This is a genomic window from Rivularia sp. UHCC 0363 (genome assembly GCF_034931125.1).
Lineage (GTDB): Bacteria > Cyanobacteriota > Cyanobacteriia > Cyanobacteriales > Nostocaceae > Rivularia.
The window spans coordinates 15,690-31,818 of sequence record NZ_JAYGHM010000059.1 but is presented as its reverse complement, the minus strand read 5'-3'; the positions used below and the strand labels follow the sequence as shown (position 1 = coordinate 31,818).

Annotated in this window: 15 protein-coding genes; 7 read left to right on the top strand and 8 right to left on the bottom strand. The window is 38.1% G+C overall.

Annotated features, from left to right (window positions below; genetic code table 11):
• The first annotated feature begins 125 nt into the window (after positions 1-125).
• Complete coding sequence (locus VB797_RS26390) at positions 126-1,214, top strand: WD40 repeat domain-containing protein (RefSeq protein WP_323240732.1); 1,089 nt, start codon at positions 126-128, stop codon at positions 1,212-1,214.
• Between the two features lie 149 nt (positions 1,215-1,363).
• Here VB797_RS26390 and VB797_RS26385 read toward each other — a convergent pair whose 3' ends face one another.
• The 4 genes from VB797_RS26385 to ffh form a co-directional block, all read right to left on the bottom strand.
• On the bottom strand, positions 1,364-2,317 hold the full coding sequence (locus VB797_RS26385) for a PhoH family protein (RefSeq protein ID WP_323240731.1): 954 nt from the start codon (positions 2,315-2,317) through the stop codon (positions 1,364-1,366).
• Positions 2,318-2,482: 165 nt separating this feature from the next.
• Positions 2,483-2,935: a KH domain-containing protein gene (locus VB797_RS26380; protein WP_323240730.1), complete on the bottom strand. Its 453-nt coding sequence runs from the start codon at positions 2,933-2,935 to the stop codon at positions 2,483-2,485.
• A complete protein-coding gene (gene rpsP / locus VB797_RS26375) occupies positions 2,895-3,158 on the bottom strand; it encodes a 30S ribosomal protein S16 (RefSeq protein WP_323240729.1) in 264 nt (87 codons plus the stop codon). The genes VB797_RS26380 and rpsP overlap by 41 nt, the downstream gene beginning before the upstream one ends.
• A gap of 271 nt (positions 3,159-3,429) precedes the next feature.
• Positions 3,430-4,878 (bottom strand): signal recognition particle protein, encoded by a 1,449-nt coding sequence (gene ffh / locus VB797_RS26370; protein ID WP_323240728.1) that lies wholly within the window; start codon positions 4,876-4,878, stop codon positions 3,430-3,432.
• Between the two features lie 631 nt (positions 4,879-5,509).
• Between ffh and VB797_RS26365 the strand changes: the two genes are divergently transcribed.
• Positions 5,510-6,514 carry a pentapeptide repeat-containing protein gene (locus tag VB797_RS26365; protein WP_323240727.1) on the top strand — a complete coding sequence of 335 codons (1,005 nt, stop codon included), beginning with the start codon at positions 5,510-5,512 and terminating at the stop codon, positions 6,512-6,514.
• Between the two features lie 31 nt (positions 6,515-6,545).
• On the opposite strand, the gene VB797_RS26360 is transcribed toward VB797_RS26365, so the two are convergent.
• Together VB797_RS26360 and VB797_RS26355 are read right to left on the bottom strand one after the other, a co-directional pair.
• Positions 6,546-6,722: a hypothetical protein gene (locus tag VB797_RS26360; protein WP_323240726.1), complete on the bottom strand. Its 177-nt coding sequence runs from the start codon at positions 6,720-6,722 to the stop codon at positions 6,546-6,548.
• Positions 6,723-6,881: 159 nt separating this feature from the next.
• Positions 6,882-8,273 (bottom strand): aminopeptidase P family protein, encoded by a 1,392-nt coding sequence (locus VB797_RS26355; protein WP_323240725.1) that lies wholly within the window; start codon positions 8,271-8,273, stop codon positions 6,882-6,884.
• Between the two features lie 114 nt (positions 8,274-8,387).
• On the opposite strand from VB797_RS26355, the gene VB797_RS26350 reads away from it, so the two are divergent.
• Positions 8,388-8,816, top strand: a complete 429-nt coding sequence (locus VB797_RS26350; RefSeq protein ID WP_323240724.1) for a DUF4332 domain-containing protein — start codon at positions 8,388-8,390, stop codon at positions 8,814-8,816.
• A gap of 111 nt (positions 8,817-8,927) precedes the next feature.
• On the opposite strand, the gene VB797_RS26345 is transcribed toward VB797_RS26350, so the two are convergent.
• Positions 8,928-9,539, bottom strand: coding sequence for a TetR/AcrR family transcriptional regulator (locus VB797_RS26345; protein ID WP_323240723.1), 612 nt, complete (start codon positions 9,537-9,539; stop codon positions 8,928-8,930).
• A gap of 233 nt (positions 9,540-9,772) precedes the next feature.
• Here VB797_RS26345 and VB797_RS26340 point away from each other — a divergent pair, with 233 nt between their 5' ends.
• From VB797_RS26340 to VB797_RS26325, 4 genes are all read left to right on the top strand, one after another.
• A complete protein-coding gene (locus VB797_RS26340) occupies positions 9,773-11,335 on the top strand; it encodes a pitrilysin family protein (RefSeq protein ID WP_323240722.1) in 1,563 nt (520 codons plus the stop codon).
• A 121-nt stretch (positions 11,336-11,456) separates the two neighbouring features.
• Entirely contained in the window at positions 11,457-13,016 is a 1,560-nt protein-coding gene (locus VB797_RS26335) for a pitrilysin family protein (RefSeq protein WP_323240751.1), read from the top strand.
• Between the two features lie 931 nt (positions 13,017-13,947).
• Complete coding sequence (locus VB797_RS26330) at positions 13,948-14,235, top strand: hypothetical protein (RefSeq protein WP_323240721.1); 288 nt, start codon at positions 13,948-13,950, stop codon at positions 14,233-14,235.
• 686 nt (positions 14,236-14,921) lie between these two features.
• Entirely contained in the window at positions 14,922-15,725 is an 804-nt protein-coding gene (locus VB797_RS26325; RefSeq protein WP_323240720.1) for a hypothetical protein, read from the top strand.
• A 58-nt stretch (positions 15,726-15,783) separates the two neighbouring features.
• Here the strand turns inward: VB797_RS26325 and VB797_RS26320 are convergent, their stop codons facing one another.
• The gene (locus VB797_RS26320) at positions 15,784-16,041 is read right to left on the bottom strand and encodes a hypothetical protein (protein ID WP_323240719.1); all 258 of its coding nucleotides are present in this window, start codon (positions 16,039-16,041) and stop codon (positions 15,784-15,786) included.
• Positions 16,042-16,129: the final 88 nt, after the last annotated feature.

Here is a 16,129-nt window from a genome sequence, read left to right as displayed (position 1 = left end):
TCAACGCCAAATTTATTTTTTTGACATTGACTATATATATTTGTATCGCCAATATGATAAAAGCTAAATAAAGAAATAAATAAACGCAATTGCAATAATCCAGCCCTAAATGGCTTTTAGTCAACATGAATTACAAACAATTTTTCCACAAAAGTGCGATCGCGTCAGTTGTAGCAGCAATTTTAATAGGTGGAATTAATTTAACTCAAATAGCTTTAACTTCTGCTCAAACACCTACTTCAAAGTCCCAACCAACCAAACCCACCTTTACCTTAAAAGGACATATATGGGATATCGAAGCTTTAGCTTTTAGTCCCGATGGAAAAACTTTAGTTAGTGGTAGCTACGACTACACCGTCAAAGTCTGGAACCTGACAAATGGTAAACTGATAGCTACGCTGGACGGACACAAAGATGGGGTAAACGCCGTTATTATTAGTCCCGACGGACAGCTTTTCTTTACTGCTGGAGGTACGGCAGGACCCAATACAAGTAAAGTAATTAAAGTATGGAGCATGAAAACTAAAAAACTGCTTCGTACACTCACTGGACATTCCCAAGGAGTTACAACGCTTGCAATAACTCCCGACGGTAAAACTCTTGTTAGCGGTAGTTACGATAAAACAATTAAATTTTGGAACCCACAAACCGGAACATTGATTCGTACCTTAACCGGACATACTAGCGAAGTCCGTTCAGTTGCGATTAGTCCCGACGGAAAAATTCTTGCTAGCGGTGGAGGTTCCCTCAAAGGTGATGCTGATAAAACAGTTAAATTATGGAATTTAGAAACGGGAAAATTGATTAGTAGCATTAATGACAATGGCAACGTTATTAGCTTTATCGGCTTTACTCCCGACGGAAAGTATCTAGTTAATGCCACAGACCCAAAAATCAACGTTTGGGATTTAAATACTGGTAAATTAGTTAATAGTTTTAGCGTATCAGATATTGAAGGCATTACCTCTGCAACTTTAGGAAAAGATAGTCAAAGCGTTGTCACAACCACATTAGATGGTGCAGTCATAATGTGGAATTTAACTACCGGAAAAGTCATAAAGACCTTAGTCCAAGCTGCTAATAACCCTCAAAATTACGACCAAATTTATCCCACCTCCACCGCTTTTAGTCCCGACGGTAAAACCATTGCGATCGGTAATGGAGGTGGAGCCTATAACTCAACTTTTCCAATTAGCGTTCGACAAATGCCTTAGTAAGGTTAAAGGTTAAAAGTTATAAAGGTTAGGATCACCGGAGTGAGGAGTCAGCAATTTAAAATTGTTTCTCCCCATCTCCCCATCTCCCCATCCCCCCATCACCCCATCACCTCATCACCCCATCCCCCTATCCCCCCATCTCCCCATCATTTCTCAAACTGCTCGTAAGCAGCGACAATCCGCTGCACTAGGGGATGACGCACGACATCTTTTTGAGAAAATTCACAAAATGCGATGCCTTCTACGTGCTTTAAAATTTGAAAGGCTGTCATTAATCCCGATTGTTGCTGTGATGGTAAATCGCTTTGCGTCATGTCACCCGTTACTACCATGCGGGAACGGAAACCCAAACGAGTTAACAGCATTTTCATCTGGGCTGGTGTGGTGTTTTGAGCTTCGTCCACAATCACAAATGCATTACTTAAAGTTCTTCCCCGCATATAGGCTAGGGGTGCAACTTCAATCACTCCTTTTTCAATTAACGATGGGACTTTATCGGGATCGATAAATTCGTTGATCGCATCATAAAGCGGACGCAAATAAGGATTAACTTTCTGCTGCAAGTCTCCTGGTAAAAAGCCGAGTTTTTCACCGGCTTCAACGGCAGGACGAGTTAAAATAAGTTTCTCATACTTGTTATCAAGCAGTGCTTGGACGGCAACCACAACCGCCAAAAATGTTTTACCAGTACCAGCAGGTCCGATGCAAAATGTCAAGTCACGCTTACGTATTGCTTCAATATACTGCCGCTGACGAAAGGTTTTAGCGCGAATCTGTTCGCCGCGACGGGTTTTAGCAAGTACATCCTTTTGTAATGTTTGCAGTTCATCTTCTCGATGAGTATCCAAGGCTTGACGCGCAGTTAAGATATCGGCAAGAGATAGTATATTGCCCTTCGTCCAAATATCTTCTAGGGATTTAACTAACCGACGAACCAAATCGATTTGGTTTTCAGTACCGCTAACGTATAATTCTTGTCCCCGTAGTACTATAGTGGCTCCAGTTTGTCGCGATAGGGTTTTGAGGTTTTCTTCCTCGCTTCCCGCTAAGGCTATAGCACTCGGTATATCAGGCAGTTCTATCGTTATGGCATCTGCCATAGTGTTTATTATTAGTAAGTAGTAATTTTTATAAAGAGGCTCCGATGGGGAGACTAACCTATTTTGCGAGCAATATTTCAACTTAATTGCTGTTTACTATCAGCCGTAGGGCTGATAGCGAATCAAGCACGAAACAATAAATAAATAATTAATATTGTTTCAACATCAAATACGAGTTCGGGGTTGAGTGAAATTTGTGGGTCGATCGTTTTGTCTTACTTTAGGTTTGGGCATCGGTAATTGTGTATTTCGTTCTTCGCCATTAGTATCAGTAGTATTTGTAGATGCAGGTGCATCAATGCGATCATTACTACCGTAAACATCTAAGTATGCCGATTGTTCAGCAACTTGAGCAGCCGCAGAAATTACCGTGCGAATAGCCTGAATGTTGCGTCCTCCACGACCAAAGACTTTACCTTTATCTGCATTATCAAAGGCAATCCGAATCCAAGCTCGTTTGCTGCTAGAAATTTCGCAATCAACGCTTAGAGATTCTGGAGACTCCAAAAACGGCTCAATTAAGAACTTCACTAGATCGATGTAATTGGGAATTGTACGGGGATTTGTTTCTCCTACGTTATGAGGATACAGCTTCTGCACGGACTTGTTCAAAAACATTATTTTTTGTTAAAATGCGACGCACGGTATCAGATGGTTGAGCGCCCTGTTGTAATCTTTTAACTATGCCGGGAACGTCTAATTTGACTTCATTAGTTCGAGGATTATAAAAACCCAATTCTTCCAAGGGACGACCATCACGACGAGCAAGGTTATTGATGGCGATTATGCGGTAACTAGCTTCTCGTTTTTTGCCGAATCGCTTGAGGCGAAGTTTAATCATGATTAAGAAGTTATTCTCCTAATTTTAATGGTGTTGGTTGACTACTAGTAGGCGATAAATCCTATTTAACATTATGAAAGCATTTCACCTAAAAGGCTAATGCTCTTCATGGCAGCAAGATAAAAATTCGCCAGAAGTAGCAAATGATAATTTTAGCACTCGCACGGCATGAAGCGCTATTTTATCAGGTCAAAGGTTAAAGGTTAGAGGTCAAAGGTGAACATAAGTTATTAATAAATTATTAATGAATGCCTTTTCCCACAATCCTTTTCTAAAGTGTGCCGAAACCTTTCTTTTTTTTCTCTTTTTTCGGTTTCTTTTTACCGCTAGCTCCGCCCCTCCATCCGGGTGCAGCAGGATTTCCAGCAGCCATTGTGCCACCCATACCGTCGAACATACCGCCTCCAGGCATTCCGGGAAAGTTACCTTGTCCCATTTGCTGCATCATATTCCGCATTCTCTGAAAGTCGCCCACTAGCTTGCTAATATCTTTTTCTTTATAGCCACTTCCAGATGCAATCCGTCGCCGACGACTGGGAGAACTTGCCAATATATCGGGGTTTTTGCGTTCTTCCATAGTCATGGACTTAATCATGGCTTCGCAGCGTTTCAGCTGAGACTGTCCTTGTTCGAGTTGCTCGTTGGAAATTTTGCCCATCCCCGGAATCATCTTCATGATACCTCCGAGGGAACCCATATTTTTCAGCAAACGCAGTTGTTTGAGAAAGTCGGTAAAATCAAACTTTGCTGACAGCATTTTCTCTGTCATTTTTTCGGCATCGGCGAGGTCAAACTCTTCTTGGGCTTTTTCTACCAGAGTTAAGACATCCCCCATTCCCAGAATTCGCGATGCCATTCTTTCGGGATAAAAGGGCTGTAGCGCTTCGACTTTTTCGCCCACACCAACAAACTTAATCGGCGCTCCGGAAATTCTTCTTACCGACAGCGCAGCACCACCACGGCTATCACCATCTAACTTGGTTAAAATTGCACCAGTAATACCAATTTGATCGTGGAAAGTACGGGTCAAATTTGCCGCTTCTTGACCAGTCATCGCATCTACGACCAGCAGCGTTTCATGGGGCTGGACGGTTTGTTTAACCTGAGCTAACTCCGCCATCATATTTTCGTCAATTTGCAGACGACCGGCGGTATCAATAATTACGGTATCGATTCCTTCTGCTCTAGCGCGTTCCACTCCCTGACGGGCAATTTCAACTGGATTTGCGTCGCTTCCCAGTTCAAATACCGGCACGTCAATTTGTTGACCCAAAGTTATTAATTGATCGATCGCAGCCGGACGGTAAACGTCTGTAGCAACCATCAAGCAACTGCGTTCTAATTTTCTCAGATGTAAGGCTAACTTCGCTGTAGCGGTGGTTTTACCCGTACCCTGCAAACCAGCCATCAAAATAACTGTAGGTGCAACTTCGGCTTGTACGAGAGGAACGTTGGTTTCCCCCATCACCTTGACCAGTTCGTCATTAACTATTTTGATAAACTGCTGGTCGGGACGTACTCCAGTTAATACCTCAGCCCCTTGTGCCTTGGCTTCAACTTCGCTAACAAATTCTTTGACTACTTCGAGGTTAACATCCGCTTCTAATAAGGCTCTACGTACTTCCTTCAGAGCTTCCTGGATGTTGGATTGAGAAATTTTATCTTGTCCCCGGAGCTTTTTCCAGGTGGATTCTAAACGGTCAGCTAGTGCGTCAAACATAATTCAATTACTATTACTCAGCCAGCATATTAAGGCGCTATATAACAGCTTAATAGTTTTTAATTGAGAAACGCATTTCTATAAGGCAATACGGCGAAACTGGGGAGTAGGAATCAAATCCCTTTAAACTCGATTAATTTAACCGGAATCAATGTCATACAGAATATCCTCGGCGTATTTTTAAATACTCTATCATTGCCATTCGCACGTAACGTTTATATACTATATATAAATATAGACACAAATCTAAATATCTATAAAGTGGATAATATCTAATATTTATCTATTTTTAAGACCTAGCAAAAAGGCATATTTTCTTGTAGGGTGCTGTGACACTTTGACTGATTTTTAACGTAGTAATAAGGTTTTTGTCTCACGCACCAATTAGAGTATTGTGACAATTGCGTAAGTCCTGACTTTTTCTCATGGCGATCGCATAAGCATAAATTAAAATTAAATTAATTAAATCCAATTAAATTAAGTTAAGTTAAATTATTTATTACATTACTTAAAAAAAATATTAAATATAAATATGAATCCAACTAGCTCTAAAAAGAATAGTATACCGGAAGAAACTAAACTTAAACTATTTTTCACATTTAAATTAATCTCTATAGTTATGACAAGTTATATGTTTACATCATTAATAACAACAAACAAATCTTCAATTTTATTAATTAGTCTCAGTTTAGCCGCTGGTTTGGCTTTTACTGTTGTAAATATTTGGAACAAACAAAAATATTCAAGACTTCAGAACGTTGAATCTAGTAGCGCAGAAATTCAACAGCAACTTAACATCCGAGAACAAATACTCGATCAAATTGCCCAAGGGAAAAATCCTGGTAGTTTGAACTTAATTTTTGCTGAATTAAAAGAGGTTAAGTTAATTGGTGCTAATCTCAACAATATGTATTTGAGTGGTGTTGAATTAAGCGGTGCTAATTTAACAGATACCCAATTGATTGGAGTTGATTTGAGTGAAGCTGATTTAACAAATGCCAAATTAGTCAATGCTCAATTAGCAGGTGCAAATCTCAACAGCATTAAGTTAACAGGTGCGAATCTAAATAACGCTAACTTAAGAGATACCAATCTTAGTACAGCCCAGCTTAATGATGCTTGCTTAATAGGAACCCAATTAGTCAGCGCAAATCTAAGCGATGCTAAATTAGTAAATGCTAATTTGACTAATGCCCAACTTCATAAAGCTTATTTATGGAATGCTAACCTTAAAAATGCTCAGTTAGTTAATGCCGATTTAACTTGTGCCTATATGAATAATATAAAACTTAATAATGCTAACCTAACTCGCGCTATTCTCAAAGATGCTCAACTATGTACGGCCAAGTTAAAAGATGCCAACTTAGCATCAGTTAATTTGAACAATGCTCAGTTAGATAACGCTAATTTAAAAAATGCCAATTTAAACGAAGCTTGTTTAGAAAAAGCTAACTTAGAAAATAGTAACCTTGAAAACGCTAATTTATCTAATGCCGATTTAAGACAAGCAAATTTAACCAACACCAATCTACTAAATGCAAAAGTTATAAATGCTCGCTTCGGGCAAAATATAGGCATTAGCGAAGATGTCAAACTTTATTTAAAGCGAGAAGGTGCAATTTTTGAAAATGAATAGCTTGGTATTGAATTATCGGAAGAATATAGTTCTATGACACTAAAGTAATCAAGTTAGAAAAAGCTTCAGTTGCATCGGCTATAACTTTACTTTGAAAAACAAATTCGCTATAGTCTGCCAAATTATCCAAACCAACTACATTTAACATAACTTCGGTAGTTACCCATGCAGAAGTTTCAATAAATAATTTCCGCCATTTTACTTTCATTTTGTTTACAACATTCCATCAAATACAGTTTAGAAAACAATCAGTTTTTTAAAAATTTGGTTATTTGTTAACAAATGTAAAGTATTATGACTATTAATTTCAATACCTGTATTGAAGAAGTGAAGTAGTGATTTTACGCATTGACAAATTAAATACTGTTCACTGTTCACTGCTCACTGTCAACTGTTCCACAGCATCCGCTGATGTGGGTAAAGCTGCCGTTAAAACTTCGCTAGCATTATCGGTAACTAAAACGTCATCTTCGATGCGGATTCCTCGGACATCGGAAAATTGAGATAAACGTTCCCAGTTGACGTATTTACCAAAGGATTCGCGGTTTTGAGCATTGTTTATAATCGCGGGTACTTGATAAAAACCGGGTTCAATTGTGACCAACATTCCCACACGCAAAGGTCGATTTAAGCGTAAATAACCCAAACCGAAGCGATCGCTTCTTTCTCTTCCCGGTTCATATCCTGCTAAATCTCCCAAATCTTCCATATCATGCACGTCTAAACCCAGTAAATGACCGATACCGTGGGGGAAAAACAATGCATGAGCATCCATATCAACTAATTCTTCAGAATTACCTTGTAAAATGCCTAAATTTACCAAACCTTCAGCAATAACCTGACAAGCACAAAGATGAATCTCTTCGTATTCGACACCGGGACGTATTTTATTAATACAGGTATCATGCGCGGCTAAAACCACATCATAAATATCTCTTTGGGTAGATGAAAATTTACCGTTTACAGCCCAAGTCCGGGTAACATCAGCAGCCCAACCCGTGCGAGTTTCCGCACCCACATCCGCAAGCAGTAAGTCATAGGGTTGTAAAGTGTTTCCATAATGTTCGTTATGCAAAACTTCCCCGCGCACCGTGACAATACTGTTGTAGGATGTAGTCATATTATGAGAAATAATTGCCGCTTCCATAGCTGCCCTAACTTGTGCTTCTGTTTTAGCTGTAGATGTTGCAGCCATACCGGCTTTATGTGCTTCTACAGTAACGCTTACGGCATTGCGTATTTCAGCTAATCCGGCTTCATCATGGGTGAGACGCAGTTCTACAATAGCTAATTGTAATTCTAAATCGATATTTTCCGGCGCACTTAGGGGTAAAATCCATCTATCTAATAATTGTGACTGTTGCGTCCACGAAGCTGCATCCTGTACGGCAATTGTTGCTACACCTTGCAAATGCGATTTTAACTCTACCATTGGGTAAGCTGCATCTGCACCAATTTGCTCGGCAATTTGGTCGCGGGTGGGCATTTCTCCATGCCAAAGAGCGCTACTGGCTCCAGGATTATCCATGAATAATAGCAGTTTACCCGCTTCCAGGCGAATCGCCGCATTTTGTAAAGGCAATCCGGCAAAATAGAGAAAATGACTGCTAGGACGATGGGGAAAGATATTTGCAGTAAAATTACGAGGGCTAGGACTTCCAGACCATAAAATTGCCGGAAAATCGATTAATTTAGCTAACTTTTCTCGTCTTTGACGTAGAATATCTGCCAATAAATTGGAAGTAGAAGTTGTTGTCATGGTTTGAGAATTTGGAATTGAAAATAACGTTACAGTGGGTATAAGGGGTAGAATTTTTAACTTATAACTTCTAACTCCTAGCTTTTAATTTCTAACTAATAATTAATAACTGATATGTCCTTGAAAACTAAAATTAGTGGTATTAGAGAGAGTAACTGGTCAATTGAGGAATTGCCGGGATTGAGTCAAGACGAAATTGATAATTTAAAGAATTGCGGTGTTCCAAATACTTTAGCTTTAATCGAGCAAGGAAAAAATTTAGAAGAAAAGGTAATATTGGCAACTAAATTACAAGTTAACGTCCAGTCTGTCAATAAATGGATTGCCTTAGCAGATTTGGCTCGGATTCCCGGTGTGGGAATCCAACATTGTGGATTGTTGCTTCATGCTGGTGTTGCTTCGGTGATGCAGTTATTAACTACTCCCGCTCATCGACTGCACAGGCAAATTTTACGTTTGCAAGTAGCAACGTTACAACGACGGGATTTATGTCCCCCGATCGAAGAAGTGCATCAATGGATTAAGGATGCGAAAAAGTTATGAGTTAAGAGTTATGAGTTATGAGTTATAAATGATGAAACTTGGATGTTGAATATTTATCAGTTAGATTTGAATTCATAATTCTTAATTCGCTTACTCCTAACTCTTAACTCCTCACTCCTTTTCCAATACCCCATTTAAGAAGATGTCAGCTAATCCTTCTGCCATTTTCTGTTTTTCTTGGGGGGAAGCGTCGGGTTCCATGAGAGTTTCATGGGAAAAACCTGCGACGGCAAACATTCCTAAGAATACCTGAGCGACAAGTTTCGCATCTGTCTTACGGTAGATTCCTTTGTCCATTGCCGATTGAAAAAAAGCTTCAGCAACATGAGTCATTTTGTCGATGACTTCTTTTTGAATGCGATCGCGCAGGTCGGGATGAAATTGGGCTTCCATAAAACAAACCTTCATCATATCGGCGTTTTTTTGTAAATTCCACATCCGACGACGCATGACTTGGGCCACTGCTTTGTAGCTACCCATTTCGCTTAATTCGGTGAGTAAATCTGTTAAGATATCTACCCAGCCAGCGGTTGCGACTTCGACCAGTATGGCTTTTTTATTAGAAAAATGGCGGAATAGAGTTCCTTCAGCAACCCCTGCTTTTTGTGCTAAGTCACGAGTAGTAGTACCGTCAAACCCTTGAGAAGCAAACAATTTTTGTGCTGCTTGCAAAATGCGATCGCGTGTTTGGGTTTCTGGAGCAGGAGATTTAAAAATTCGCATAATAATATCGGGTATAGTGAGTTCGCTGGAACTGCGTTTGTAGCATTATTGTCTAACGTTAAGTACAAGTTGCACCAAATCCTTAATATAAGATTAATGCCTGAAGAATTTAGATGTATTTTGTAACTCAAAAAATAGATTGATTCTCCAATGCAAGAAAGTTCAAAGCTTTTACAAACCATAAACGCTACAATATTCAATTCTCGAAAATTACTCCATATAAAAGGACAATTATGGGAAATTTCTCACGTCGGCTAGTCGCACTACTTTTAGCATTAGTTTTCTGTTGGGAGTTTGTACCAGGAGTCGCATTTGCTCAAACCCCAACTCCAACTCCATCTCCATCTCCATCTAATGAAACTTCCATTCAACCTTATTTAGATCGGGTTGTGGAAAATTTAACGGAGTTCAAATTAGATAATGGCATGAAGTTCATTGTTTTACGACGACCTCAAGCACCTGTAGTTTCTTTTGTTACTTATGCTGATGTCGGTGGTGTCGATGAACCTGTTGGCAAGACTGGTGTTGCTCACTTTTTAGAGCATTTGGCTTTTAAAGGTACTGAGAAAATTGGTACTAAAAATTACGCCAAAGAAAAGGTGTTGCTAGATAAATTAGATAAATTAGCAGCCCAAATTCAACAAGCACAAGCAGCCGGACAAAAAGACAAAGTTGCTCAGCTACAGGCTAGCTTTCAAAAAATAGAAGCGCAAGTTACCAGAGTTGTTAACCAAAATGAGTTAGGTAGAATTGTCGAACAAGCCGGAGGAGTCGGTTTAAATGCCACAACTTCTTCAGAAGCTACTAAATATTTTTACAGTTTTCCTGCGAATAAATTAGAACTGTGGATGTCTTTGGAGTCGGAACGTTTTCTCAATCCCGTATTAAGACGGGAATTTTACAAAGAAAAAGACGTAATTTTAGAGGAAAGACGACTGCGGGTAGATAATTCACCTATCGGACAAATGATTGAAAAGTTTAACGACACTGCTTTTCAACAGCACCCTTACAAACGTCCGGTGATTGGTTATGACAAAGATATCCGCAATTTAACCACAGAAGATGTACAGCAGTTTTTCGATACTCATTATGTACCGAGCAATCTTACCGTTGCTGTGGTTGGAGATGTCAACCCAACTGAAGTCAAAAAAATGGCGGCAGCTTATTTCGGACGTTATGCAGCCAAACCCAAACCACAGCAAAAGCTTCCCACCGAACCCAAGCAAACTCAACAACGAGAATTTACTTTAAGTTTACCTTCTCAACCTTGGTATTTAGAAGGTTATCACCGTCCTAATCTTAATCATCCAGATAACGCAGTTTATGATATTATCACTGGTTTGCTCAGCGATGGTCGGACTTCGCGGTTATATAAGTCTTTAGTAGAAAAGCAGCAATTAGCACTTGCCGCCCAAGGATTTAGTGGATTTCCCGGAGATAAATATCCGAATTTGATGTTGTTCTACGCTTTAACTGCACCCGGACATACCGTTGATGAAGTCGCTACAGCGCTGCGAGAACAAATTGAAGCTTTGAAAACACAGCCAGTTTCTGCTCAAGAATTGGAACGAGTCAAAACTAATGCTCGTGCGGGATTGTTGCGTTCCCTCGATTCTAATATGGGTATGGCACAACAGTTATTAGAATATGAAGTCAAAACTGGTTCTTGGAAGAACTTATTTGCACAATTAGAAAAAATTGAAGCCGTAACCGCACAAGATGTGATGCGTGTAGCGAAAGAGACATTTGTGTCGGAAAATCGCACCGTTGGTAAGTTGCTATCGAAAAAACCTTAAGGAGTTAGGAGTTAGGAGTGAGGAGTTATGAGTTATGAGTTATTTTCTCCCTCTTACCCAATTACCAATTCCCAATTACCAATTACCCATTACCCATTCCCAATTCCCAATTCCCGACAAAATGAAGATTAAAAGAAAAAGGCACAAAAAGAAAGTGAAAAGATTGCTTTACTCGTTACTGATTTGTTTGGCTTTTGTCCTGGTAAGTTTTGACTTTTCGAGTGCGATCGCTCAGCAAGTAACTCCACGAACTAATCCACGAACTAATCCACAAACTAATCCACAAACTAAATATACGCCGAAACACTACACGGATTTGCAATTCAAGCCGGTTGGGGAAATTAAGTTACCCAAATATGAACGGTACCAACTTGAAAACGGCATGATAGTTTATTTAATGGAAAACCATGAATTGCCGTTGGTTAATGGTAGTGCTTTAATTAATACTGGCTCTCGCTTAGAACCTGGTAATGAAGTTGGTTTGGCTGAGTTAACGGGTGGAGTGATGCGGACTGGGGGAACTTTGCAACATTCTCCCGATCAACTCAATCAAATGTTGGAACAACGAGCGGCTTCGGTAGAAACTGGTATTGGGGATACTTCTGGTAGTGCTGGTTTTGAAGCACTTAGCGAAGATTTGGATACAGTTTTTGGGTTGTTTGCTGAAGTATTACAGCAACCTGCATTTGTTGAAGATCAGTTAGAGTTAGCAAAAACCCAGATGAAGGGTGGTATTGCTCGTCGTAATGATAGTCCTGATGAAATTGCCCAACGGGAATTCAAAAAACTGATTTACGGTGAAAATAGTCCTTACGCTCGTATCCCTGAATATGCATCGCTGAATAATATTACTCGCGATGATTTGGTAAAATTCTATCAGCAGTATTATTATCCCAACAATATGATTTTGGGAATTGAAGGGGATTTTGATTCTGCAAAAATGAAATCTCTAATTAAGCAAACATTTGGTAAATGGAAAGCTAATCCTAAGTTCAAGAAACCCCAATTACCAGAAGTTTCGCAAGCTAAAACAGGTGGAGTCTTTTTTGTCAACCAGCCACAGTTAACCCAGAGTAACGTCCTAATCGGACATATCGGTGGTAAACTTGCTAGCCCTGACTATCCCGAATTAGACGTAATGAATGGGATATTGAACGGATTCGGTGGCAGATTGTTTAATGAAGTGCGATCGCGTCAAGGTATAGCATATTCAGTATACGGTTACTGGAGTCCTCGTTACGACTATCCGGGAATGTTTATTGCCGGAGGACAAACACGTAGTGATGCTACGGTACAGTTTGTCAAAGCTATTCAGGAAGAAATCAAGCGGATTCAAACACGACCTGTAACACCTCAAGAGTTAGCTTTTGCTAAAGAGTCTACTTTGAATTCCTTTGTGTTCAATTTCCAAGACCCCGCTCAAACTTTATCGCGTTTAATGCGTTACGAATATTATGGTTATCCCAAAGATTTCTTGTTTACCTATCAAAAAGAGGTGGAAAATACCACAGTAGCAGATGTACAGCGAGTTGCCAAAGAACATCTTAAACCAGAAAATCTTGTTTTTCTAGTAGTGGGAAATCAAACCGCGATTAATCCACCACTGACACAACTTGCATCGCAGGTAACACCTATCGATATTACCATTCCTGGTACGCCGAAACCTCAAGCTAGTAACTAATAATAGTTTTCTTAAGTAAGTATATAGCCCCGGTTTAATCAACTGGGGTTTTTTATATGTAATAGGACTTACGCACTATACAAATTAATTATGGTATGCGTTCACAAAAATAAATCATTTCAGCCTTTGATAGTTTATGAGTATATAGTCATATGTAGGGGTTTAGCACTGCTAAACCCCTACGATGAATGTGGCTTTCCCCATATCCATATTTTGTATAGTAGTCAATGTTTAAAATGCTTAATTCATTGTTGAAGTGGTGAAACTACTGAGTATTAGTTAGGAATGGCCGTAACTGGCACATTTTGCTCGTAGGGGAGGCAAAAAGCGGTGTAGATACACTTCGGGTTTTATTGCCGTTGCTGTGACAGTTCGCTTGATTAACGTAATAATAAGGTTTTCCTGTCACGCACCAACTAAGACCTTATGACAATTGCGTAATTACCATTAGTATAAAAAATATATTTAGTCTTCCTAAGTAAACAGTAAATCGCGAATTTTTACTTATATTTTATCCACTAAGGATAAGTATATATACTATAAAAAAGATTTTAACTTACCCTAAATAATACTATATACTAAGTAATATATATCACTTAATTGCATTAGATGTTTTTTTATGCATCAAATAATAAAAAGCCTAAATTCATATTATTGTATATATATCTACAATAATTATTTTTAACTTGATTTTATAGACTCAAATCAACAGAATCATAAATCAGGTGTATTCAAAATTATGCACAAAAAGTATTAATTTTAATATCTTTTATATTTAATTATTAATTATTTTTACTATTGAAGCATAAGAGTTATTTATTATAAACAAAAATACCTAATATAGTTCATATTTTTAGTTGCTTTAATTCTATCTTTTTTGGTAAAATTATCATGTTAATTGAACAAGAATGAATTTAGGTTGAGAAATTCCATGAATATTAATGACTTAGAAACTTGCGAAGTAGTATTTGGCAATCAAGTTATCGGAGGTAATCCTAAAACCTATGTAAAAGGAAGTGCCAAAGCTAAACCAGGATATGCAAATGCCAATGTAGTAGCAGTAGCTGTTGGTGATAGTACTTCTACTAAAACTGCAACTGGTGCAAGTGTATCTCCAACTTATGGAAGTGACTTCTTTGCAGGTAGTGCCGTAGCTAAGACAGGAACTAAATATGACTTGTCCTATGATTCTGGTTATGATTACGGATACCAGAAATAATAGTTAACAACAAAACTACAGCATTTGAAATTAATTAAATCTTGTCTAAATTACAATACGAATGTATTGTCAAATCTCTACTAGGACACTAGCTTTAAACTTGCATTTTTTATAGGCACTATATCTTTAGAAAATTAAATAAATATTTTAAAAAGAATATAATTTATTTTTCTAAATAGATTAAATTATGTGCAGACAAAACGGATGAATCAAGTATTTCAGAGCAATTCATCATAAATCTATATCCGCTTTGTCAAAATTTAACCAAGCATGGACATTTCTCAATTAAATAATTCAAACCCCTTGACTTAAAAGTAAGCAAGGGTTTTTTTTTGATTCTTTAATAGCTCTAACTAGTTAACTGGCTTTGATTTTCTAGATATTGGTATATACTGAGAAATATAATTTTATAATGTATTCATAGTAACTTTACTTAATGACCTATTTTATACTTTAGTATTGGTACTTAAGTAGTTTTATATAAACTATTGGGTGTTTCGCTCGAAGTCTGAAACACAACAGGCTTGTAATTATTATTTCTGTAAAAAAGTAATTTTACGGAAGCAACATCTTGTCTATTCATTGACTACACAGCATTTTGCATAATTTTCTTTTGAGAGAAATTGATGAATGCTAATGCTCGTGAGTCAGCTAAATTTATCATGCATTTTTTTTAAAGAATTAGTATGAACAAAAAAAACAAATTGATGCAAAAGTTTTTTCTAATTGCTGCTCCAATCTTAGCTACTTCCGTTTTAAGTATTTCTCCCAGTAGAGCCGCTACCTTTGCTTCTTCTAGCTCAGAATTAGAGTTTAAAAATTTTAGCCAAACTTCTTCTAGTGTTGGGACTTTTACAGATACTAACGCTCTGGTTTTTGGTGAAAGTGGAATTGCACAAGCAACAGCCGAAGCAAATGCGATTTTTTTACAATCTCCAGCATTTGCGTCTAATTCAAATTTGAGTGAAGCCTTTGGTGAAAATCAAGCTTATTTAGCTTTTGCAGACAGTCAATCTAAAATTATAGGTAATTTTGACATCAAAGCAGGTACGAGTTTTTCCTTTGATTTTACAGCGGATTTAAAGTTAGCAACATCTATTGATAATCCCTCAGCAGAAAATGCTAGAGCAAGTGGAGATATATTTTTCTTTTTATTGGATGTTGATAATAACTCTGTATTAGATTTTTTTAATATTGCCGGAAACTTAAATACGGAAGGCGATAATGATTTTGTTGGATTGGAAGCAAGCAGTAATGTTAATTTAAACCAGCAATCTGTTAATCCTAATATTGGTGGATTAAAAGAATCTTTACAAGCTTCTGTCGCAGGTTCATTCAATCGTAATTTTGCCAATCAAACAAATTTGGCATTAATTGAATTTAAACGAAACAGAGTTTTGGTGAAAGCCCCTGAGCCTTCAGCTAATTTAGCTTTGCTGCTATCTAGTGGTGTTATTGGAGTTATGATTAAACGCCGCAGACGCAAATAAACGATTAAATCAAATATATAGTAGGGTGCCGTTAGCGCAACAAAGCCGCACCATCCTACTAATTGCTGTCACCTCTAGATACTGCACGACTCGAAGAGCTAGATGATGAAGAACTACTGCAACCATCAGAAGACATATCAACTGAAACGTATTGACTGGTTTGTGTATAATCGCCAGCAGATGAAGCTACACTTTTCGCTTGGCAAACCACTGTACCATCAGGCGATACAATCCATTTATTAACAACTCGATAATTAGTCATGGCTACCTGACCTATATATTGTTTGTAAAAAATAATAATGATAACTTGCATCATTCTCATCAAGTCTGAAGTAGCAATTTACTCAAACTAGTTGAGATTGTTGCAAGTTATCAAATCAGCTATCCAAAAGCCTTGTCTAAAA